Source organism: Arthrobacter sp. 05T47 (assembly GCF_056395825.1).
The window spans coordinates 136869-158087 of the sequence record NZ_JBFTKG010000004.1; the positions used below are offsets into that span (position 1 = coordinate 136869).

16 protein-coding genes and 1 pseudogene are annotated in these 21219 nt (G+C 64.7%); 12 read left to right on the top strand and 5 right to left on the bottom strand.

What is annotated here, in order from left to right; genetic code table 11:
• Nucleotides 1-506: 506 nt before the first annotated feature.
• Nucleotides 507-1550 (top strand): annotated as a pseudogene (locus AC1DEY_RS06160) (IS110 family RNA-guided transposase); the annotation flags it as partial.
• 90 nt (nt 1551-1640) lie between these two features.
• On the opposite strand, the gene AC1DEY_RS06165 reads toward AC1DEY_RS06160, so the two are convergent.
• The 5 genes from AC1DEY_RS06165 to AC1DEY_RS06185 all read right to left on the bottom strand — a co-directional run bounded on the left by AC1DEY_RS06165 (nt 1641) and on the right by AC1DEY_RS06185 (nt 6776).
• A complete protein-coding gene (locus tag AC1DEY_RS06165; protein ID WP_476867171.1) occupies nt 1641-1922 on the bottom strand; it encodes a winged helix-turn-helix transcriptional regulator in 282 nt (93 codons plus the stop codon).
• Complete coding sequence (locus AC1DEY_RS06170; protein WP_476867172.1) at nt 1919-2323, bottom strand: VOC family protein; 405 nt, start codon at nt 2321-2323, stop codon at nt 1919-1921. The genes AC1DEY_RS06165 and AC1DEY_RS06170 overlap by 4 nt, the downstream gene beginning before the upstream one ends.
• Before the next feature lie 371 nt (nt 2324-2694).
• Entirely contained in the window at nt 2695-4242 is a 1548-nt protein-coding gene (locus tag AC1DEY_RS06175; RefSeq protein ID WP_476867173.1) for a glycoside hydrolase family 32 protein, read from the bottom strand.
• Nucleotides 4243-4464: 222 nt separating this feature from the next.
• A complete protein-coding gene (locus AC1DEY_RS06180) occupies nt 4465-5523 on the bottom strand; it encodes a LacI family DNA-binding transcriptional regulator (RefSeq protein ID WP_476867174.1) in 1059 nt (352 codons plus the stop codon).
• 20 nt (nt 5524-5543) lie between these two features.
• The gene (locus tag AC1DEY_RS06185) at nt 5544-6776 is read right to left on the bottom strand and encodes a Gfo/Idh/MocA family protein (protein WP_476867175.1); all 1233 of its coding nucleotides are present in this window, start codon (nt 6774-6776) and stop codon (nt 5544-5546) included.
• A gap of 154 nt (nt 6777-6930) precedes the next feature.
• Here AC1DEY_RS06185 and AC1DEY_RS06190 point away from each other — a divergent pair, with 154 nt between their 5' ends.
• The 11 genes from AC1DEY_RS06190 (at nt 6931) to AC1DEY_RS06240 (ending at nt 20571) form a co-directional block, all read left to right on the top strand.
• Nucleotides 6931-7884: a carbohydrate ABC transporter permease gene (locus tag AC1DEY_RS06190; protein ID WP_476867176.1), complete on the top strand. Its 954-nt coding sequence runs from the start codon at nt 6931-6933 to the stop codon at nt 7882-7884.
• 11 nt (nt 7885-7895) lie between these two features.
• Nucleotides 7896-8819 carry a carbohydrate ABC transporter permease gene (locus AC1DEY_RS06195; protein ID WP_476867177.1) on the top strand — a complete coding sequence of 308 codons (924 nt, stop codon included), beginning with the start codon at nt 7896-7898 and terminating at the stop codon, nt 8817-8819.
• Nucleotides 8820-8898: 79 nt separating this feature from the next.
• Nucleotides 8899-10245, top strand: a complete 1347-nt coding sequence (locus tag AC1DEY_RS06200; RefSeq protein ID WP_476867178.1) for an ABC transporter substrate-binding protein — start codon at nt 8899-8901, stop codon at nt 10243-10245.
• 87 nt (nt 10246-10332) lie between these two features.
• The gene (locus AC1DEY_RS06205) at nt 10333-10554 is read left to right on the top strand and encodes a hypothetical protein (RefSeq protein ID WP_476867179.1); all 222 of its coding nucleotides are present in this window, start codon (nt 10333-10335) and stop codon (nt 10552-10554) included.
• Between the two features lie 102 nt (nt 10555-10656).
• Entirely contained in the window at nt 10657-12447 is a 1791-nt protein-coding gene (locus AC1DEY_RS06210; RefSeq protein WP_476867180.1) for an alpha-amylase family protein, read from the top strand.
• Nucleotides 12448-12704: 257 nt separating this feature from the next.
• Nucleotides 12705-13760, top strand: coding sequence for an L-glyceraldehyde 3-phosphate reductase (gene mgrA, locus AC1DEY_RS06215; RefSeq protein ID WP_476867181.1), 1056 nt, complete (start codon nt 12705-12707; stop codon nt 13758-13760).
• A 90-nt stretch (nt 13761-13850) separates the two neighbouring features.
• Nucleotides 13851-16061 (top strand): alpha-galactosidase, encoded by a 2211-nt coding sequence (locus AC1DEY_RS06220; protein ID WP_476867182.1) that lies wholly within the window; start codon nt 13851-13853, stop codon nt 16059-16061.
• A gap of 19 nt (nt 16062-16080) precedes the next feature.
• On the top strand, nt 16081-17238 hold the full coding sequence (gene galT, locus AC1DEY_RS06225; protein ID WP_476867183.1) for a galactose-1-phosphate uridylyltransferase: 1158 nt from the start codon (nt 16081-16083) through the stop codon (nt 17236-17238).
• Nucleotides 17235-18407, top strand: a complete 1173-nt coding sequence (gene galK / locus AC1DEY_RS06230) for a galactokinase (protein WP_476867184.1) — start codon at nt 17235-17237, stop codon at nt 18405-18407. Before galT ends, galK begins: the two co-directional genes overlap by 4 nt.
• A 69-nt stretch (nt 18408-18476) precedes the next feature.
• Nucleotides 18477-19490, top strand: coding sequence for a UDP-glucose 4-epimerase GalE (gene galE, locus AC1DEY_RS06235; RefSeq protein WP_476867185.1), 1014 nt, complete (start codon nt 18477-18479; stop codon nt 19488-19490).
• 484 nt (nt 19491-19974) lie between these two features.
• Nucleotides 19975-20571: a recombinase family protein gene (locus tag AC1DEY_RS06240; protein ID WP_476867186.1), complete on the top strand. Its 597-nt coding sequence runs from the start codon at nt 19975-19977 to the stop codon at nt 20569-20571.
• Nucleotides 20572-21219 lie beyond the last annotated feature (648 nt).

The window sequence follows — 21219 nt, forward strand, 5'->3', positions numbered from 1 at the left end:
TGGCTGCTGTCCTGTCGGATTGTACGTGTCCGCTCCACCCCGTCTAGCCCCGGCTCCGCAAGCTCCTCCGGGGCCTGCGGTGCAGGAAATGTCCCTCCGGCGCTCCTGCGTCGCTGATTTCCTCCGGGAATTTCCTGCCCCTTGCCCTGCGGGTAGACAGGGCTCCGTCGGCCGCCGAGCAAGCAAGCTTGCCAGCAACCAAAAAACAACTGTGAGTCTTTACGTGGCTGGTCTGGGACTAGCTGGCAGTGTTGATGCCGGTCGTTCTGCTTGGTGCGTGACTCGAAAAAACAATTGCCCCTCGAGGGTGCGTTTCCCCCGATTTGTCCACGCTGGGTGGAGCGGCCGGCGCTGACCTGTCCCACGTCGGTGGCTTGATTAGAAGCTTGCCCAGCCTCTGAGGTTGTGGCTCATCACAGTTTTGCCTCGAAGTGACTCTTCCCAGGTCGGGCGCCGGTCGCGCTGCGACCTGTCTTGTCCGTTCGAAAGGAAGGAGCGTGGCCGCGTTGACTATCGTTGCGCAGACCCGCCCGTTCGTCATCGGCGTGGACTGTCACGCCCGCACCCACACTTACGCGATCATTGAGGCCAACACTAAGCGACAGGTCGCGTGCGAGCAGTTCCCAACCACCTCCGCAGGGATTTCACGCGCACTTGCCTGGGTAGGCCGACGAACAGACGGCGATATGGGGTGTCTATGGGCTGTTGAAGGTATCGGCTCATATGGGGCCCGTCTGGCCAAGGCGATAGCCGACGCCGGTTACGACGTCGCCGAAGCTCCACGCATGAACGCCCGAGGCCGTCGTGGGCTGGGCAAATCGGACCCGTTGGACGCCACCGCCATCGGAGCCGCTGTCCTGGGCTTGGAGGAGTCCCAACTCCGGGTTCCACGACGGGACGAAGGAACCCGTGCCGGACTCAGGATCTTGAGTGCAGCCCGGGATCAGCTGACGCGGGAACGAACGATGTATGTAAATGCACTCATCGCCCTCCTCCGGGCACATGATCTTGGAATCGACGCCCGTAAATCTCTGGTTCCCGCCCAGATCACCACGATCACCAGATGGCGGGAACGACAGGAGCAGATCGAATTATCGATCGCGCGCGAGGAAGCGGTTCGGTTGGCGCGCCGCGTTCTCGAAGTGACCACTCAGCTGGCCGCGAACCAGAAGCGCATGACAGAGCTGATCCAGAAAAGCCCCGCTGCGCCGCTGTTGGAGATGGTGGGCGCTGGGGCTGTCACGGTCGCTGCTGTCCTGACGGCTTGGTCACATCCGGGAAGGGTTCGCAGCGAAGCTGCCTTCGCCTCACTTGCAGGGGTGAATCCGTTGCCGGCCTCAAGTGGTAACACTGTCCGCCACCGGCTCAACAGGGGCGGTGATAGGCGCCTCAATCGTGCCTTGCACACCATCACCATGACCCGGATGGTCCACGACCCTGGAACGCGGGAGTACGTCGCCAAACGCACCCAAGAAGGCCGTAGCTACCGCGAAATCCGAAGATCCCTCAAGCGCTACCTTGCCCGAATCCTCTACCGTCAGCTCAACGCCCTTTACGCCTCTATGGATCCAGCCCGCCCACGTGTTGCAGGGGCAGAGCCCAGCCAACTCGTCGGAGCGCGTCGCGATTCCGCGCCACGCCTAGGCCTCATCGCTGCCCCAGCGTCCTAGCGCGATGATCGCCTCACGCAAGGCAAGCCCGCGGTCGGTCAGCGCATAGGCCCGGGTGTTGTGCCGGAGGGGCAGACGGGACAGTACCCCGGCGGCCTCGAGCTCGCGCAGGCGGGTCGCGAGAATGTTCGTCGGCACTCCGAGGTCGCGCTGCAGATCGCCGTAGCGCTGCGGCCCGTCCAGCAGCCGCTCCACGATGAGCAAGGCCCACCGTGCTCCCACGACATCGAGGGCCGCGGCGAGGTCGCTCACTCGGTCGGATCGGCGTCCGGTTTCATCCAAAACGGCGAGTAATGGTAGCCGTCGGGGTCGTCGAACTGGCGCTGGTACATGAAGGGGTAGTCGTCGATATCACCGATCCGCCCGCCGGCGGCACCGGCGCGCTCGACGAGCTCATCGACCGCCTGACGGCTGCCGAGGYCGAACGAGACCGTGACCTTCGAGGGCGTATCGGGTCCGCCGACCAGCTCCTCGGCGCCGCCGACGCTCGCATACATCTCGCGGCTGCCGAGCATGACGTACTGCTCGGGCGCGATCGCGAAGCATGACACGTTGTGATCGGACATTTCTGGGTTGAGGGTCCAGCCCAGGGCGGTGTAGAAGGCGGTCGCGCGCTCGACGCTCTCGACCGGGCAGGTGATGAAAAGGCTCATGCGCCTCATACTTGCAAAATGCAAGTATGACGTCAAGATCTCGGCCGCGCGGTCCAACTCGCAGGCGTGTAGGAGCACGTTCAGAGGTACGGGCGAGTAATAGGGACCAGCCCCGTGCGTTGGGCATTGGTGCAGAGATTTGTCGCGCTCTCATGGGCCAGCTGAAAATTCTCTCGAAACCCCAGCGTTTAGAGACAGATGGGTTTCGAGACACCTCTGACGTACGGTGAGAAATCTTCACCTGTTTCAGAAGTCGTCTGCACGGAATGTCAGAAGCCGTCTGCACTACTGCAATGACGTTTGGGGGTGGGCCGGCACCAACGAAGGCACACTCTGAGCCTTGGGAAGTCCTACTCCTTGGTCGTTAGGCGCTATCGACTCAGGACCAATGGCTCTGCGTTTCGCATTGCTGGTCCCGCGGGTCGCGTCACTTTCAGGCAGGGGGCCGTGGCGGTCCCGCCTTTGGCATAGAGGGACACGCGGGTGCTGTCCGGCCCGGGAAATATAAGGCCTGTCATGGTGACCTGGCCGTTTTGGGCGAAGACTTCCACTGAGCAGTGGTCGATAAAGAGGGTGAGAGTGTATGAGCCGTCGGAGGCCGGTTTCAGTGGTGCCGTATCGGTGGAAGCAAAGGCGTCATGAAATTCCGTGTTGCCGGAACGTGTCCGGTCCATGATGAGCCGGTTTTCGGAGGGGTGGATGCCGATGCTTGTGCCGTCGGTGCCGTTGCCTCGAATGATGAGTCCGAATTCGTCCGCGGATTCCGGGATGAAGGTCACCTCGATGATCTCTACCGGTGCTCCGGTGTGCAGGTGGCGCATTCCTTCATCTATTGCAAGATCAGACCAGGTGTTCACCGACAGTGCGTTGCCGGTTCGATATTCGTCGGCGACCCGTTGGGACAGTCGGGGCTGGCCTTGGTCTGTGACCAGGGACATTTCGCGTACGAGTGACATGGAACTGCGCCATGGCCAGGTCGGGATGGCGGCGCCGTATTGCCAGTTGTTCATCCAGCCGACCATGAGACGGCGCCCGTCAGGTGCGTTGTTGAAAGACACGGCCGCGTAGTAGTCACGTCCCCAATCGAGCCAGTGGTAGGTGTCGAGCTCAGCCGTTTGGCTGCTGCCGTCGGTGACGGTTGTTTCGGATGTGAAGGCCACGCCGTCGAAGTGGCCGACAAAGTATTGGCCCCCTGACCCGCCATTGGGCCCTCCGGGGTTGAGGTTCACGGTGAGAATCCATTTGGTCCGCTCTTCGTCGCCGTCCAGTGGCAAAGGGAAAAGGTCAGGGCACTCCCAGACGCCGCCGGTGGCGTTGGCGGGTCCGAAGCTGCTGAGGTAGTGCCAGTCCCGAAGGTTATCCGAGCTATAGATGACCACCTTGTGCTCCTCGGCTTCAACGGCCACCATGACCCAATAGCTGCCCGGGGGCCCGTTGTAGCGGAAGACCTTCGGATCGCGGAAGTCTGCGGAGTTCCTGTCAAGAACGGGGTTGCCCTGGTACTTCGTCCAGGTGTAACCGCCGTCGGAGCTCCAGGCCAGGGACTGGGCCTGTGTGCCCCGGCGGGCTGAGCTGTCCTTGTAGGCGCTCGTGTAAATTGCCACCAGCGGGGCGGTCTGCCCGTTGCCGAGGCCGCTGGTGTTGTACCGGTCGAAGACGATGCTGCCGGAGTAGATGTCCTCTTCGGCGTCACAGAGGATGGCCACGGGCTGCTCGTTCCAGCTGATCAGGTCCACCGAGGTGGCGTGGCCCCAGGACATGTTGCCCCAGACGTTCCCGAAGGGGTTGTTCTGGTAATAGAGGTGGTAGATGCCCTCGTGGTAGACGAGTCCGTTCGGGTCGTTCAGCCAGGTGTTTTGGGCCGTGTAGTGGATGGCGGGCCTGAAGATGTCATCCTCTTGGGCGGGAATGGCAGTCATGACGTTGGGTGCCTTAACGGGTAGTCGGTGGGTCGCCGGGGGTAGGTGGCAGCTGCGGCGGTTGCCGGGGGTGACTTCCGGGCAGCAAGGAAACGCGATTGCCGGTGGGCGGTTGAGGACAAACGGCGGGCCCCGAGGAGCGGGTTCTCCCAGCGTTGGGGGATGCCGGTCCTCCACCGGCAGGTGATCGCTTTTAGCGCAGCCGGAGAGGCTGTGTTGGTGTCAGTGGCAGCCGCAGGAAGCGCGCAGGACCAGCTCGGTGGGGAAGATTGTCGTCTGCGTTTCCCCTCCGGATCTGGGGGCCAGGAGGGCCTCCAAGGCGGTCTGCGCCAGGTCTTTTACGGGTTGGGCGACTGTGCTGAGCCGGGGCCAGGTGTATTCGGATTCGGGTGATCCGTCGAAGGCGAACACCGCGAGGTCCTCCGGCACCCGCAGGCCGCCCTCGTGGAGGGCGCAGAGCAGACCCACAGCCTGCTGGTCGGAGCTGACGAAGACGGCGGTGGGCCGCTCGCTGCGGGCCAGCAGCTCCTGTCCGGCACGGTACCCGCCCTCGCGGGTAAACGCTGCCCTGACGATGGGGCCCGCCGTAAGGCCGGCATCCTGGATCCCCTGATGCCATCCGACCTCACGTGCGTCAAGGTCACCGCCGGCATTGCCGCCCATCACCAGCCCTATACGTTCGTGGCCGTGGCTAATGAGGTGCTCGACCGCCATGCGTGCCCCATCCTGGAAGGCCACTCCAACGGAATTGGAACCGTGGCCTCCCGCGCCGTGATTTATGACGGCGGGACTGCCTGCGGTGGCGAGGTCGGTGCTGTGGTTCAGGAGCACGGCGGGGATGTCTGCCTGTTCAAGGTCCATCAGATCCGGCTCGAACAGCATGCTGCAAAGGAACAGGCCGTCCACCCTCCGGGCGGCGAAGTTCTTGATGAGGCGGCGCTCTGTGCGCAGCGAGGCCTGGGAGTCCGCCAGCAGGAGGGTGTAGCCCCGCTCGGCCGCGGCGTTTTCGAAGGTGCGGGCGAGCGAGGCGAAAAACGGGTTCATGGCATCGGAGACGATCATGGCGAGCATCTCACTGGAACCCAAGGCAAGTGCCCGGGCTGCCGCGTTGGGCCGGTAGCCCAGCGCCCTGATTGCCTGCCGCACCTTGGCCTCGTTCGCCGGGGAAACGGCCCTGGGGCCGCCGTTGACGACGTAGCTGACGACGGCAGGGCTGACCCCTGCCATCCGGGCGACGTCGTCGCGCGTGGCGGGCTTGGCTTGCGAGGTCGGGTGCGGCATGGCAACCATGCTAACGGGGTTTACTTGGCGGACTCGCGGAGTGCCGGGCGGGGCAGCTCTGCGGGGGCGTCGCCGAAGTCGGGCACCGGCAGACGTTCGCCGCCGCGCAGGGCGGACTGGTGGGCAACGATGCCGGGAAGCGTATAACGTGCGGCTTCCCAGGCGTTGACCGGAGGCAGGGTGCCGGTGTTCATGGCGGTGACGAAGTCGTCCACGAGGAAGTGGTGGCTGCCCTCGTGCCCGTTCGGCAGACCGCGGAACTCCGCCGGCAGGCGTCCGGCGTCGTGCACGGAGGCCATGCCGGAGATAAAGGCATCACGCAGTGCGGGCGCGACGTCGGCCAGCATGGGGTCATCCGCGTCCATGGTGGCCTGGGTCTCGAGCTGGTCACTGATGTCGGTCACGGTGTGCTTGTCCTGCCAGACGCTGACCAGGGCGAGCTGTTCCATGCTTGCCTCGGTGCCGAAGTAGCGGAAGCGGCTCTCGCGCAGGTGGGAGGGGTAGCCCACCCTGCGGAACTCGTTGATGCGCATGGACCCGCCGCCGGCAAGTTCGAACAGGGCGCTGGCGTTGGAGAAGTCGTTGTCGAACATGCTTACCTCGCGGTCGAATACGCCGTCGCCGCGCTCATCCCGGACCCCGACGCAGCTGACGCTGACAGCGTGACCGCCCGTTGCTCCGAGCACTCCGCCCACGGAGTGGGTGGGGTAGAGCATGGGCGGGTAGCTGGCGGTGCGCTTCCAGTTTTCTCCGCCGCTGTACTGGTAGGCGTTGTAGAAGCCGAGGTCCATGTCGTGGACGTAGTCGCCCTCCGCGTAGAAGATCCGCCCGAAGGCACCCTCGGCATTCTTCTTGCGGGCCAAGACGGTTGCCGGGTTGTAGTAGCTGGTCTCACCCATCATGTAGGTCAGCCCGGTCTCCCGGACCGCTTCGATGATTTCTGCGATCTCCGCTTCGGAGATCGCCATCGGCACGGCGGAGTAGACGTGCTTGCCGGCGCGCAGCGCCTGCACCACCAGGGGTCCGTGGGTCCAGCGCTGGGTGAAGATCGCAACGGCGTCGACGTCGCTTTCAAGCATTGCCTCGAAGCTGTCGAACGTTCCTGCAGCCCCAACACTGCTGGTCTGGGCCTCTGCACGCTCAGTGATGAGGTCGGTGAAGTAGATGTCTGAGATTCCGGGGTGGGCAGCGAAGAGCTTGGCGAAAACGCCTGAGAACTGTCCTGCACCAACGATTCCAATTGAAGAAGTCATAGGAAAAAGCATGGGCCACAAATCTACGCGCGTCAAGGGACCGTTTATTTCGTCCTCAATACCCTTGATTTAAAGGCATTTGCTTGCATAAATTTACGCAACGCGCGTAGAGTAGCGACCAAGTGTTACCTACCTCACAGGAGAGGGATCAAAGATGACCACCACTGCCACCAGCCGGGCTGCCAGAGCCGGCACGGCGCTTCACGAACAACCAGGACGCGGGAAGCCCTTTTGGCGCCGGCGCCATGGGGACCTGCGGATTGCCCTGTTCTTCATCGCCCCGGCCCTGCTCGGTTTTGTCACCTTCTATGTCGTCCCCGTGGTCCGGGGCATCTACCTGAGCTTCACCGAGTACAGCCTGTTCGGAGACCCTAAATGGGTCGGGGGGGCGAATTATGCGGCGATCGCAAAAGACCCGCTGTTCTGGAACTCACTGGTAGTGACGGGGGAATACGTGCTGATCAACGTAGTCCTCCAGACGACCCTGGCGCTGGGCCTGGCGTTGCTGATGCATCGGGTCGCCAAGTCCACCCTCATCAGGGGCGCACTTCTGTTGCCCTATCTGATGGCCAACGTGATCGCGGCAATGCTCTGGTTCTGGCTACTCGACTACCAGATCGGCATCATCAACTACTTCATCGAAGCGGTCGGCCTGCCGCGGGTGGCCTTCTTCGGCAACGAGACCTGGGCCATTCCCACACAGGCACTGATCAACACCTGGCGCCACGTGGGCTACACCGCATTGCTCATCTTCGCCGGTATTCAGGCCATCCCCAGGCAAATCTACGAGGTGGCCGAGCTTGACGGCGCCTCCCCCTTCCAGACCTTGCGGAGAATTACCCTGCCGCTGCTGCGCCCGGTGCTCGCGCTGGTGCTCATCGTCACCGTGATCGGATCCATCCAGATCTTTGACACCGTTGCCGTAACCACCCAGGGCGGCCCGGTCAATGCCAGCCGGGTCCTCCAGTACTACATCTACCAGCGGGCCTTCACCGAGTCGGACTTCGGCTACGGTTCCGCCCTCTCCGTCATCCTCTTCGTCATTCTCGCCGTGGTGGCCTTCGTTCAAATGAAGTTCCTCCGCGGCAACGAATCGGACCTGGATTAAGGAAACCAACCATGACCACCACCCGCCGTCCTAACCCTCCCCGCCTGCAGCGGTCCCGCAAACCCATGACCTGGCGCCGGTCAGTGTCCTGGGCCCTGATCATCGTTGCCGTTGCCGTCTCCGTGCTCCCGTTTTATTGGGTGCTGAGAACCTCCCTGTCTACCAACAGTTCGCTGGCCAGCAACGCGACAAACCTGCTGCCGGCCGATCTCAACCTCGGCGCCTTCAAGCGCGTGTTCGGCCTCCAGTCAACCCAAGAAGCAATGGCAGAGGGCGGCTCCGGCGCCCACATCGACTTCTGGCTGTACCTGCGCAACTCCGTCATCTTCGCCTCCATCACCACCGCGGGCGCACTGTTCTTCAGCGCCATGGCCGCCTATGCCTTCGCCCGCCTACGCTGGAAGGGCCGGAACGCTGTCTTTAGCCTCTTCCTCGCCACCCTGATGATCCCCGGGATCTTCACCGCGTTGCCCAACTTCCTGCTCATCAAAAACCTCGGGCTGCTCAACACCTTGCCCGGCTTGGTACTGCCATACATTTTCATGAGCCCGTTCGCCATCTTCTTCCTTCGGCAGTTCTTCCTGAACATGTCCCGGGAAGTCGAGGAGGCAGCGATGCTCGACGGCGCCAAGCACCTGCGGATCTTTTTTCAGATCGCCCTTCCCAACGCCGCAGCACCCCTCGCCACTCTCGCGCTGCTGACCTTCATTGGCCAGTGGAACGACTATTTCTGGCCCCTCCTGGTCGCCAACCAAGACGAGCTGAGGGTCCTCACCGTTGGACTCGGCGTCTTCAAGGCCCAGGCCCCCCAAGGCTCTCCCGACTGGTCCGGCCTGATGGCCGCAACCCTGGTCTCGGCCCTGCCGATCCTCCTGCTCTTTATCGCCTTCGGCAAAAGGATCGTCAATTCCATCGGCTTCTCCGGCATCAAATAACCCCCGCAAGCAGTTCCCCCGCCCCGCGGGAACAATGCCGGTCCACTTCCGGCCCCCACCCTGTCCTGAAAGGACCCACATGAAAAAGAAAACAGTCAGCGCCATCGCCGTTGCGGCTGCGGCCGTCCTGGCCCTGTCCGCCTGCGGAAGCGGAGGAGGCAGCTCATCCGATGAAGCCAAGGGTGAACTCAACTACTGGCTCTGGGACTCCAACCAGCTCCCGGCCTACCAGCAGTGCGCCGACGACTTCCACAAGGCAAACCCGGACATCACCGTCAAGGTCACCCAGCGAGGATGGGGCGACTACTGGTCCACCCTCACCAACGACTTTATCGCCGGAAACGCCCCGGACGTCTTCACCGACCACGTCACCAAATTTCCGGACCTCATCAAAAACAAGCAGCTGCTGCCCCTTGATGAAGCCCTCCAGAAGGACCCCGTCGACCTCTCGATCTACAACAAAGGCCTTGCCGACCTCTGGGTCGGACAAGACGGCAAGCGCTACGGGCTGCCGAAGGACTGGGACACCGTCGCGATCTTCTACAACAAGAAAATGACCGCCGATGCAGGTGTCAGTGAGGCACAGATCAAAAACCTCAACTGGAACCCCACCGACGGCGGCAGCTACGAGAAGACCATCGCCCATCTGACCGTGGACAAAAACGGCAAACGCGGCGACGAACCCGGCTTCGACAAGAACAACGTGGCCGTCTACGGCCTGGGCCTCAACGGTGCCGGGTCCGGCCTGGGCCAGTCCGAATGGAGCTACCTCACCGGCACCACCGGGTGGACCCACACCGACAAGAACCCCTGGGCCAGCCAATTCCACTACGATGACCCCAAATTCCAGCAGACCATCGCCTGGTACGCCGGTCTCATCCAAAAGGGCTACATGCCCAAGCTGGAAACCACCGTCGGGGCAAGCACCGCTGACATCTTCGGCGCCGGCAAGGCAGCCATCAACGTCAACGGCTCCTGGACGATCGGCCAGTACGCCGGCTACAAGGGAATCAATCTCGGCATCGCCCCGACTCCCACCGGTGTCAACGGCAAGCGGGCATCCATGATGAACGGTCTCTCCGACGCCATCTGGGCCGGCACGAAGAAACCCGTAGCTGCCACGAAGTTCGTCGAATACCTCGGATCGGCCGCCTGCCAGGACGTCGTTGCGTCCAAGGCAGTGGTCTTTCCCGCCATCAAGTCTTCCTCCGACAAGGCCGCCGCAGCTTTCCAGGCCAAGGGCGTGGACGTGACCCCCTTCACCCAGCAGGTGAAAGAGGGCACCACGTTCCTCTTTCCCATCGCGGAGAACGCACCGAAGGTCGACGGCATCATGACACCTGCCATGGACGCGGTCGTCTCCGGCAAGAGCCCCGTCAGCTCGCTCACCCAGGCCAACGAACAAGTCAACGCCCTCTTCAAGTAACCATCCGACGCCGATGGAAGGGGCGGGGACCTTCTCGGTTCCGCCCCTTCCACCCGCGCGACAACGATCCACCCCTACAGGACCACCATGTACACCAATGCATCAAATGAAGACCTCCTCCACGTTCGGGTCCAGAAACGCAGCCAATTAGAGGACCAACTGGACAAAGCCGTGAACATCCTCGCCGAACGGGCCCCGCTCTGCGGCGGCAAAGGGATCCTCGTTGCCCGCCACTCACCCCGGGACTTCACCGTCCAACTCCACCCGGACGTCCCGTACGGAACCATCCAGGAAAGGCAGGAATGGTAACCCGCAACGCGAACAGCCTCCCCACAAAACCACCCCCAGGAAACACCCATCCCACCGGATGAAACGCCGCCGGAAACCCCAACCCAACCCACGGAGAACCCCTTGACCCTGGACCTGCAAGCGAACAGCACACGTCCCTTCCTGGCCGCCGGGATGGAGATCTCGATCGACCCGGCGCGTCAGGTCCTCACCCTGGCCACCCCCGACGGCGCATCCCTGGCGCGCCTTCGCCTGCTTGCCAGCATTAACACGACCGCCGGCACTGACGAAATCCGTGTCACAGACGTCAACGTCAACGCCCCCGACGGGAACCTCACCCAGGTGGGCATCACGGCAACGAGCTCACTGTGGCAACACCACCACACCCAGCTGCGCGCCGAAGGCGACGCCCTCGAACTGACCACCACCGTCCAGGGCGCAGGCCGCATCACATCCATCCGCCAGCTCGGCGCCCACGTGGCCGGCTCCGGCCTGCTTCCCAGTGACCTGCTGCACAGCACCGTTTTCTCCCCCAACCCGGACCGGCCATGGCAGGTCCTCCGCCCCGCAGGGGAATCCGCAGCCCTGGGCGTAGTGGGAGACGGCGGTCAGCCCGGCGTCGGAAGATGGCTTTTCACCCCACCCCCACTGTGCCTGGCACTCTCCCCAGACGACCCCGCCGCGTCCCCGGCATCGGGCCGCCCCTGCCTGATGATCGGTGTCGCAGCCAAGCGGCGCCCCTTCACCCAACTCACCTACGACGCCCTCACCCCGGGCTTCTCCCTCCGATACGACTACGACGGACACACCTCAGTCGAGGGCCAATTCAGCACCCCCACACTCCTGCTGTTCCTCGCCGATAACCCCTACGACGGGCTCAAACGCTACCGCGAGCTGCTCGACGCACGAGGTCTGCTGCCCGCCCGCACCCAGGCCCCGGCCTCACCAGAGTGGCTCGAGCCGATGTTCTGCGGCTGGGGGGCCCAAAACGCCGACGCAATGGCCTCCATCGGCGGTCAGCGCCCAGCAGTGGACCGGGCACGACAGGCAGACTACGACGGCTATCTCAACACGCTCGCCACGCACGGAATCGTGCCCGGAACCATCGTCATCGACGACAAATGGCAGCAGGACTACGCCACCTGCCGGCCCGACACCGAAAAGTGGCCCGACATGGCCGGATGGATCCGGAAACGACATGACGCCGGCCAGCGGGTCCTGCTCTGGTACAAAGCTTGGGACACCGAGGGCGCCCCACCCGAAGCCTGCGTCCGTGACCACACCGGTCAGCCGATCGCTCTCGACCCCGAATCACCGGCCGGGCGCAAGCTGATCCAGCAAGCAGCACGGTCCATGATCGGCGAGCTCGGCGCCGACGGGATCAAAATAGACTTCACCGCCTCCACCCCCGCCGGATCCGCCCTCACCCATGCCGGGCCGTCTTGGGGAATCGACCTGCTCCACGAACTACTCGCAGTCCTGTACCAGGCCATCAAGGAGATCAACCCCGACGCACTCGTGGTCACCCACACACCAGACCCCGGCTTCCGCGACGTGACAGACATGCTCCGCCTCAATGACGTGCTCATGCTCGACCAGCCAGGCGGCCACGCCGAACCACCCAACACCACCCCCGGCACCGGCGTCGTCGACACCATGACCCACCGGGCCCGGGTCGCCACATCTGCATGCCCGGAGCTGCTGATCGATACCGACGGGTGGGCCCTGCCCAGCCAAGCCGCCTACCTGAGCTGGACCTCGGCACAAGCCGGTCTCGGGGTTCCCAGTCTCTACTACACCGACCGCCTCGATGTACCCGACCCCAGCGAACAACCCATCCCGCCCGCGTCCCTGCATGCCACCGCGCAGCACTGGGCAGCCTACCGGGCCACGCTAACCGTCGAGGATGAATAACGTACGAAAAAACGGGCGTGCAGCCTCGGATGGCGGGAGGCTGCACACCCGCCGCGAAACTACACCAGCTTGGGCTTCGCTCGAAGCATCTCAGTACTGTCCGCACCAAAGCGTCAGAGCAACCCTGGCCTTGCTGCGGCCCTCACGTACCTGCTGACCTCCTAGGTTGACCCTTTCCGGCCGGTTCATTCCTGCCTCCAAACTTCCCTCACCCGTGCGCCGGCCCGCTTCCTCCAGCGGCAGGTAGAAAGGCACCGATGACTTATTCGGCTGCAACCAACCGCTATGAATCCATGCCCTACCGCCGCGTCGGACGCAGCGGCCTAAAACTTCCCGCCATCTCCCTGGGCCTGTGGCACAACTTCGGCGACGACAAGCGCTTCGATGAACAGCGCGCCATCCTCCGCCGTGCCTTTGACCTCGGCGTCAACCACTTTGACCTGGCCAACAACTATGGCCCGCCGGACGGCTCGGCCGAAACCAACTTCGGCCGCCACCTGCAGGACGACTTCAAGCCGTACCGCGACGAACTCGTCATCTCCACCAAAGCCGGCTACTACATGTGGCCGGGCCCCTACGGCGAGTGGGGCTCCCGCAAATCCCTGCTCTCCAGCCTGGACCAGTCACTGCAACGCATGGGCCTGGACTACGTGGACATCTTCTACAGCCACCGGCCGGACCCGGAGACGCCGCTGGAAGAGACCATGGGGGCGCTGGACTATGCCGTGCGCTCCGGCAAGGCGCTGTACGCGGGCATCTCCTCCTACACCCCGGAGCAGACCATCGAGGCGGCCCGGATCCTGAAGGGCCTCGGCACCCCGCTGCTGATCCACCAGCCCAGCTATTCCATGCTGAATCGCTGGACCGAAAACGGGACGCCGAACCTTTACGAGGCGCTGGAAGAGGTGGGCGCCGGTTCCATCGCGTTCTCCCCGCTGGCGCAGGGCATGCTGACGGACCGCTATCTGGTCGGCATCCCGGCCGATTCACGTGCGGCCAAACAACGGTTCCTGTCCAAATCTGCCCTGACCGAGGACAAACTGGACCGTGTCCGCGGGCTCAACGGGATCGCTGCCGGCCGCGGGCAATCACTGGCGCAGATGGCCATCGCCTGGATCCTCCGCGACCAGCCCAAGGGATCACCCGTCACCTCCGCCCTGGTGGGTGCATCCAGCGTCCAGCAACTGGAAGACACGCTATGTGCGATCAACAACCYGGGATTCACGGCCGAGGAACTCGCGGCCATCGACGAATTCGCAGCCGAATCAGACATCACCCAAGCCAATGAACAGATCAACGCCCTCTCCAAATAGCGACCCCAATACCTATTGCGCGCCGCGGGCGTCGTCTTCCCCCGGCGCGCAGCCTTACCCGTTCACTCCCACTCAGAAGGACAGCATTTTATGGAACCCCTCCACCTCCGTTCCGCCGGCACCAGCCTGGTGATCAGCTTCGACAGCGGGGAAGCCGAGGTCATCCACTGGGGCACGGACCTTGGCAGCACCCTGCCGGACCTCGCTATCCTCCAGACGGCCATCCCACCGTCGTCCGCCGACGCCACAGTTCCCGCGGGCCTGCTGCCGCAGGCCTCATCCAGCTGGCGGGGCCGGCCCGCTCTGCGAGGTCACCGCATTGCCGACGGCGTTCCCGGCTACGACTTCTCCGTACGGCTCCGCGTGACTGAGGTGGTATCGGACGGCGCTGGCGCCGTCGTCATCATCCAGGCAGACGCCGACGCCGGGATCCGCATATCGTCTGTCCTGACCCTGCATGACGGCGGCCTGCTGGAACTACGCCACACCGTCACAAACACCGGAACCACGCCTTACCAGCTCGACGAGTTGGCCACTGTTCTCCCGGTGGCACCCGCCGCCGTCGAACTCCTTGACCTGACCGGACGCTGGTGCCGGGAACGCCACCCGCAGCGGCGCCCCATCCAGCAGGGCACCTGGGTCCGCACCGGCCGACACGGCCGGACCGGGCACGACTCCTCGCTGCTCTTCGCAGCCGGGACCGCCGGTTTCGGCAACCGCCACGGAAAAGTCTGGGCCACGCACCTCGCCTGGAGCGGCAACCACGAACAGTTCGCCGACAGCATCGGCGATGGCCGCACCATGATCGGCGGCTCCGAGCTCCTCGGCCCGGCCGAAGTCATCCTCCAGCCGGGTGCCAGCTACACCACCCCTGCGCTGTTCGCCGCCTACTCCGGCCGCGGCCTGGACGGCATCAGCGAGGCTTTCTACAGCTGGTTCCGCAACCGCCCGCACCACGTGCTGCCCGCTGCCGCTACCGGCCTGCCCGCCGGAAAGCCGCGCCCGGTGGTGCTGAACACATGGGAAGCTGTCTACTTCGACCACAACATCGACACGCTGATCGAACTGGCCGAGTCCGCCTCGGATCTTGGCGTCGAGCGTTTTGTGCTCGACGACGGCTGGTTCCGCGGTCGCCGCGACGACCACGCCGGCCTCGGCGACTGGTACGTCGACGAAACCCTCTGGCCCAACGGGCTCACACCGCTCATCGACGCCGTCACCTCCCGCGGGATGGAATTCGGGCTCTGGGTGGAACCCGAAATGGTCAACCTGGACTCCGACATTGTCCGCGCGCACCCCGACTGGATCGTTGGTCCCTCCGTCCAGAGCTACAAGGACGGAGGCCGCCTCCCGATCGAATGGCGGAACCAGCAGGTGATCGACCTCGTGAACCCGGACGCGTGGCAGTACATTTTCGACCGCGTCGACGCCCTGCTGCGCGAGAACAACATCAGCTACCTGAAGTGGGACCAGAACAGGGACCAGCTGGAGCACGGCCATGCCGGCCGCTCCTCGGTCCACGAACAAACCCTGGCCGCCTACCGGCTCTTTGACGAACTCAAGAAGGCCCATCCCTGCGTCGAGATTGAAAGCTGCTCCTCCGGCGGGGCCCGTGTGGACCTGGGCATCCTGGAACGCACGGACCGCATCTGGGCATCGGACTGCAACGATGCCCTGGAACGGCAGACCATCCAGCGCTGGACCGGGCTGGTGGTCCCGCCCGAACTCGTGGGCGGGCACGTCGGCCCCACCACATCGCACACCACGGCCCGCACGCACGACCTATCGTTTCGTGCCATCACGGCTTTGTTTGGCCACTTCGGCATGGAATGGGATGTCCGCGGGGTCCAGGGCGCCGAGCGTGAGGAACTCAAACGCTTCATCGCCCTCTACAAGGAACACCGGGAGCTCATCCACAGCGGCCGGATGGTCCGCGCGGATGTCCCCGACGAATCGCTGATGCTGCACGGCGTCGTGGCCCCCAGCGGCGCCTCCCAGGCCACCGTTTCCCCGGGCTCGACGGCGGCGCTGTTCGCCCTGGTCCGCACAGGCACCGCCCTCGCCGAACAACCGGGGCGGATCTCCATCCCCGGCTTGGAGCCGGACCGGGAGTACCGTGTGGAGCCTGTCTTCCCGGCTCCCGGTGACGCCGACTATTCGCATACGTTCACGCAGGTCAAGCCCCCGGCTTGGATGGCGGACGGCGCGTTTGCGGACGGCCGTTTCCTGGCGGAGGTGGGACTGCCCATGCCCGCCCTCAACCCCGAACACGCACTTCTGCTCAAATTCACCGCACTCTAGCAACGGGAAAGGTACAAATGTGAAAACGACATGCATCACCACGAACTCTCTGGCCGACGGCCGGGAGATCCTCTACTTTGACGACGCAGGGTCCGCCGAGCGGCCCACCGCCTCCCTCATGGACCACCGGGAACTTCCTGCCCGCCCCGAGCCCGGCCAGCTGCGCTTTGACGCGCTCACCCGCGAGTGGGTGGCCGTCGCCGCGCACCGGCAGTCGCGGACCCACCTACCGCCCGCGGACCAGTGCCCGATATGCCCGACGACGCCGGCCAACCAGACCGAGATCCCGGCGCCGGACTATGACGTGGCCGTCTTTGAAAACCGCTTCCCCTCGCTCGGCCCCGATGCCCACGGGATTCCCGCCGCGCCGGGCTGGGGAACCACAGCGCCCGCCGTCGGCCGCTGCGAAGTGGTGGCCTTCACCCCGCAGCACACCGGATCCTTTGCCGAACTGGGCTGGCGCCGCACCCGCACTGTGATCGACGCCTGGGCCCACCGCACGGAAGCACTCAGCGCGCTGCCCGGCATCCAGCAGGTCTTCCCGTTCGAAAACCGGGGCGCAGACATTGGCGTCACCCTGCACCACCCGCACGGGCAGATCTACGCCTACCCCTACGTGACGCCGCGCGCCGCTGCCCTGGCCGCCGCGGCCGGCAAGTTTGCCGACACGATGGACGGCACGGCAACACTAACGGCCTCCCTGCTGGAGGCCGAGCGCAGCGACGGCAGCCGCATGGTCCTCGAGGGCGAACACTTCAGCGCCTACGTCCCCTTCGCGGCTCGCTGGCCGCTGGAAGTCCACCTCGTCCCGCACCGCCAGATCCCGGACCTCGCCGCCCTTGACGGCGCCGAGCGCGACGAGCTGGCCGAGCTTTACCCAGAACTCCTCAAACGCTTTGACGCCCTGTATCCGACGCCGACCCCCTACATCGCAGCCTGGCACCAAGCTCCGCTGGAGCCCGCCATGCGCCGGGCCGGCCACCTGCACCTGCAGCTGACCTCCCCCCGCCGCGCCGCCGACAAGCTGAAGTACCTCGCCGGCTCCGAAGCCGCCATGGGCGCCTTCATCAACGACACCACCCCCGAATCCGTCGCGGCCCGGCTGCGCGAAGTGGCCGCCCAGCCGGCCGGACTCGCAACCCGCACCACCTTGAGCCCGGAAGGCGCCCCCGCATGAAAACAACAGCACGCACCGACGCCGGGACCGGCGCCCTGGCGCACCGCTTCGAGGCCACCTTCGGCGCGGCACCGCACGGCGTCTGGGCCGCCCCCGGCCGGGTAAACCTGATCGGCGAGCACACCGACTACAACCAGGGCTTCGTCCTGCCCTTCGCGATCGACAAGCGGGCCAGGACCGCCGTCCGGCTCCGCGACGACTCCACCGTCCGGCTGCTGTCCACCTCTGGCGACGACGGCATCGTGGAGGCCGACGCCGCCGCCCTGGTGCCGGGCGCCGTCACCGGCTGGGCCAAGTATCCCCTCGGAGTGGTCTGGGCGCTGCAGCAGCACGGCATCGAAGTCCCCGGCTTCGACCTCCTCCTCGATTCCGACGTCCCACTCGGGGCCGGGCTGTCCTCCTCGCACGCGATTGAATGCGCCGTCGTCACCGCCCTCAACGAACTCACCGTAGCCGGGCTCTCGGCCGAGGACATGGTCCTGCTGACCCAGCACGCGGAAAACGCCTTCGTAGGAGCGCCGACCGGCATCATGGACCAGTCCGCGTCGCTGCGAGGCGCCACAGGCCACGCCGTCTTCCTTGACTGCCGCGACCAGGCCGCGGAACTCGTGCCGTTCCAGGCACGGGAAGCCGGACTCGTCCTGCTGGTCATCGACACGAAAGTGGAACACTCGCACGCCGACGGCGGCTACGCCTCCCGCCGCGCATCCTGCGAGCTCGCCGCCGAAGCCTTGGGCGTCAAGGCCCTGCGGGACGTCGCCGTCCGGGACCTCGAGGAGGCCAGCAGACTCCTCGATGCCACGACATTCCGGCGCACCCGCCACATCGTCACCGAAAACGACCGCGTGCTGCAGACTGTCAACACACTCCGGACCCAGGGCCCGGCCCACATCGGCCCCCTCCTCGATGCCAGCCACGCCTCCATGCGGGACGACTTCGAGATCTCCTGCCCGGAACTGGACCTCGCCGTCGACACGGCACGGACCCACGGCGCCATCGGAGCCCGCATGACCGGCGGCGGCTTCGGCGGCTCGGCAATCGCCCTTACCCCGGTGCAGGACGAGCAGCAGGTCCGCGACGCCGTCACCCGCGCCTTCGCCGAGGCGGGATTCACCCGGCCGGACATCTTCACCGTCTCCCCCTCGGCCGGGGCCGCACGCATCTCCTGACCCGCGTCCGCCGCGGCGGCCCCACGAACACACGGCAAAACCAGTCCCAATCCCCCCAGGAAAGGCCCAATGAGAATTCTGGTCACCGGAGGCGCCGGCTACATCGGCTCCCACACCGTCTTGTCCCTGCAGGAAGCCGGCCATCAAGTGGTGGTGATCGACAACCTGGTCAACTCCAGTGAGGAGTCGCTGCTCCGGGTCGCCGAGCTCAGCGGCACGCCTGTGGCCTTCCACCGGGTGGATCTGGTGGACGAGCCGGCCGTGGACGCCGTCTTCACCGAGCAGCCGATCGACGCGGTCATCCACTTCGCCGGCCTCAAAGCCGTCGGGGAATCCGTCCGGGAGCCCCTGATGTACTACTACAACAACCTCGTGGGCACACTGAGCCTGCTCCGGGCGATGGACCGGCACGACGTGCGCTCAATCGTCTTCAGCTCCTCCGCCACGGTCTACGGGGAACACAACCCGATCCCCTACATGGAGAAGATGGAGATCGGCGCCAACAACCCATACGGCCGGACCAAAGAACAGATCGAGGACATCCTCGCCGACCTCGGAGCTGCCGACGACCGCTGGCACATCGCCCTCCTGCGGTACTTCAACCCTGTCGGCGCACACCCCTCAGGCCGGATCGGCGAGGACCCGCAGGGCATACCCAACAACCTTGTGCCCTTCATCGCACAAGTCGCCGTCGGCCGGCGCGAGAAGCTGATGGTGTTCGGCGCCGACTACGACACCCCGGACGGCACCTGCCTGCGCGACTACATCCACGTCGTTGACCTCGCCCAAGGCCACGTCGCCGCACTCAACCACGTCGCGGCCCGGACAGGCGTCTTCCGCTGGAACCTCGGCTCGGGCAAGGGATCCTCCGTGCTCGAGGTACTGCACTCTTTCGAGAAAGCCGCGGGCCGTCCGATCCCCTACGGACTCACCGGACGCCGTGCCGGAGACCTCCCCGCGTTCTGGGCCGACGCGAGCTCGGCTCTGGCCGACCTGAGCTGGTCAACCACCAAGACTGTGGACCAGATGTGCGAGGATCACTGGCGCTGGCAGAAAAACAACCCGCACGGTTACAAGTCCTAAGATCGGCCTCCTCCCTTTCAAACAACCGTCACAGAGTGACATCGTCGTCCGGTCAGGTAGATACGCCGCCGCCCTCTCGATGCAGGCGGCCGCATTGGGGCCGAGCGCCGACACGATAGCCGCCCTCTGACGGTTCGATTTCAGAGGCGTGAGCCCGGTGCCCGGGAATATCGCGCCCTGGGCCAATCGGATCCGCGACGGCGGCTACACCTTTGACGGGGGCGCCGAGGTGTGGCGGCCTTACAAAAGTCGAACATCAGACGCCAATGATTCGTGGATTCCTAAACTGACTCATCTACGTGCCTTGCAACCCTTGAGATACGAGGTGTCTCGTCCAGAGGAAAGCAACGCGTCCGCAGGGTTCTAATTCCGGTGCCATCCCATGGCTTTCCCAGCACCAGGCCATTCTCATAACTATGTCTCGAAACCCATGGGTGGAATCGGCATACTAATCATTAGTTACGAGACACACTTGGAGGCAGGCATGTCGAAACTTATTGGCTATGCACGTGTTTCGACACGGCAGCAGTCCACGGACCGGCAGCGGGCGGATCTCCTGGCCGCCGGCGTTCGACCCGATGACCTGTACATCGACCATGGAGTCTCCGGAGCACGTGCGTCGCGACCACAGTTCGATCGGGCACTCGACGCGCTCATCCAGGGTGACACGCTCGTCATCGCGACTTTGGACCGGCTCGGCCGGTCCACCCAAAACATGCTTGCCTTCGCGGATGAACTCCGCAGCAGGGGCGCCGGCCTGCGCGTGCTGAACCTGGGCGGAGGCGACGTCGACACCGCTACGCCGATGGGTTCAATGTTGTTCACGATCATGGCCGCTCTCGCGCAGATGGAATACGAAATCAAGCGCGAACGCGTCACGGATTCCATCGAAAAGCGAAGAGAGGCGGGCCTGGGTCTTGGCGGGCGGCCCCGTCGGGTTACCGATAGCCAGATTCGAACTGCTGTCCGATTGGTACAAGGTGGAGAGCCCGCGGCGCAGGTTGCCCGCGACTTGGGAATGTCCCGAGCAACCTTCTACAGGCGGTCACGAGCCCTTGCCGGCCAGCAGGCTGCCATTTAGCACCACAAAAGTCGGCCATATCGTGCCACATTGACACTCGGCTCCGTTGCGGGAGTGGGAGCGGTGATGTCTTGAAAAAGCAGTGCCCTTTCCTCAGCCCGATTGAGAGCGCGCCCGGCGAACTTCGGTGGCGCACAGCGCTGGGCGCTGTGTAATGGTCCTCGCTTCGCTCGGGCTGTAGAAGCATTTTTCTTGTTTTGGCCGCTGTCCCAAGGGATTGTACGTGCCCGCTCCGTCCCCTCTAGCCCCTCCGTGAACTCCGGGGCCTGCGTGCCGGGAATTTCCCTCCGGCGCTCCTGCGTCGCTGATTTCCTCCGGGAATTTCCCGGCCCTTGCCCAAGGGTAGACAGGCCTCCGTCGGGCACAGCTCCGCAAGCTCCGCCAGCAGCCAAAAACAACTGGGGGAGAGGGGAAGCTGGCCGGTCTGGCTGTGACAGGTTTGGATGGCCCCGGTAGGACGGTTATTTCTGGCCCCACTTCGTGACTCGCCGGGCACCTGTGACGGTTATTTGTGGCCCCACCTTCAACGTTGGATCCATCAGTGGATGGATGCGGCGGAAGGCTGGTCTGGATGGAGTCGAGAGTGGAGTTGTTCGCGCGGATTCGGAGGGACGCCCGGGTTGAGGGCTTATCGGTTCGTGCGTTGGC

Excerpts from the sequence above, each read along its gene's own strand:
- AC1DEY_RS06175 (WP_476867173.1), bottom strand. The coding sequence starts at position 4,242 with ATGACTGCCATTCCCGCCCAAGAGGATGACATCTTCAGGCCCGCCATC.
- AC1DEY_RS06180 (WP_476867174.1), bottom strand. The coding sequence starts at position 5,523 with ATGCCGCACCCGACCTCGCAAGCCAAGCCCGCCACGCGCGACGACGTC.
- AC1DEY_RS06185 (WP_476867175.1), bottom strand. The coding sequence starts at position 6,776 with ATGACTTCTTCAATTGGAATCGTTGGTGCAGGACAGTTCTCAGGCGTT.
- AC1DEY_RS06190 (WP_476867176.1), top strand. The coding sequence starts at position 6,931 with ATGACCACCACTGCCACCAGCCGGGCTGCCAGAGCCGGCACGGCGCTT.
- AC1DEY_RS06195 (WP_476867177.1), top strand. The coding sequence starts at position 7,896 with ATGACCACCACCCGCCGTCCTAACCCTCCCCGCCTGCAGCGGTCCCGC.
- AC1DEY_RS06200 (WP_476867178.1), top strand. The coding sequence starts at position 8,899 with ATGAAAAAGAAAACAGTCAGCGCCATCGCCGTTGCGGCTGCGGCCGTC.
- AC1DEY_RS06205 (WP_476867179.1), top strand. The coding sequence starts at position 10,333 with ATGTACACCAATGCATCAAATGAAGACCTCCTCCACGTTCGGGTCCAG.
- AC1DEY_RS06220 (WP_476867182.1), top strand. The coding sequence starts at position 13,851 with ATGGAACCCCTCCACCTCCGTTCCGCCGGCACCAGCCTGGTGATCAGC.
- galK (WP_476867184.1), top strand. The coding sequence starts at position 17,235 with ATGAAAACAACAGCACGCACCGACGCCGGGACCGGCGCCCTGGCGCAC.
- galE (WP_476867185.1), top strand. The coding sequence starts at position 18,477 with ATGAGAATTCTGGTCACCGGAGGCGCCGGCTACATCGGCTCCCACACC.
- AC1DEY_RS06240 (WP_476867186.1), top strand. The coding sequence starts at position 19,975 with ATGTCGAAACTTATTGGCTATGCACGTGTTTCGACACGGCAGCAGTCC.